This is a genomic window from Paenibacillus sp. OT2-17 (assembly GCF_009827695.1).
Taxonomy (GTDB): Bacteria; Bacillota; Bacilli; order Paenibacillales; family Paenibacillaceae; genus Paenibacillus; species Paenibacillus polymyxa_B.
On record NZ_WUDQ01001051.1, the window covers coordinates 1 to 541 of the forward strand.

1 protein-coding gene is annotated in these 541 nt (G+C 61.7%); it reads left to right on the forward strand.

Going from position 1 to position 541, the window contains the following annotated elements; all coding sequences use genetic code 11:
• Positions 1-400: ATP-binding cassette domain-containing protein (locus GRP75_RS28985; RefSeq protein WP_160791113.1), on the forward strand; the 400-nt coding region annotated here is incomplete at its 5' end.
• Between the last annotated feature and the right edge of the window lie 141 nt (positions 401-541).

The window sequence follows — 541 nt, forward strand, 5'->3', positions numbered from 1 at the left end:
CCTCGCTGCCTCCCAGGCAGCGAGGCAGGCCGGTCTCGACACCGACATCCAGCAGATGCCGATGGGTATGCATACGCTGGTTTCCGAAGGCTTCAACACGCTCTCCGGCGGCCAGCGGCAGCGGGTCATGATCGCCCGGGCGCTTGCGCGGGCGCCTCGGATCCTGCTCTTTGACGAGGCGACCAGCGCGCTCGACAATCGGACACAGGCGATCGTCGCAGCTTCGCTGGAGCGGCTTCCTATCACGCGCCTCGTCATCGCACATCGATTGAGTACCGTACGCCAGGCCGACCGCATCATCATGCTGTCGGGCGGCAAGGTGGTCCAGGTGGGAAGTTACGCCGAACTTGTCGCGCGCCCTGGCCCGTTCGCGGACTTCGCGGCGCGCCAGCTGCTCTAAAGCATGATCCGGAAAAGTGCGAAGCGGTTTTCCGAAAAGATCGTGCTCAAACAAAGGTCTAAAGCGCGATAATGATTCAACCAAATCTCATCGCGCTTTAGAGACCAAGGCTCTAGAGACCAAGGCTTTCGCGCAGCCGGT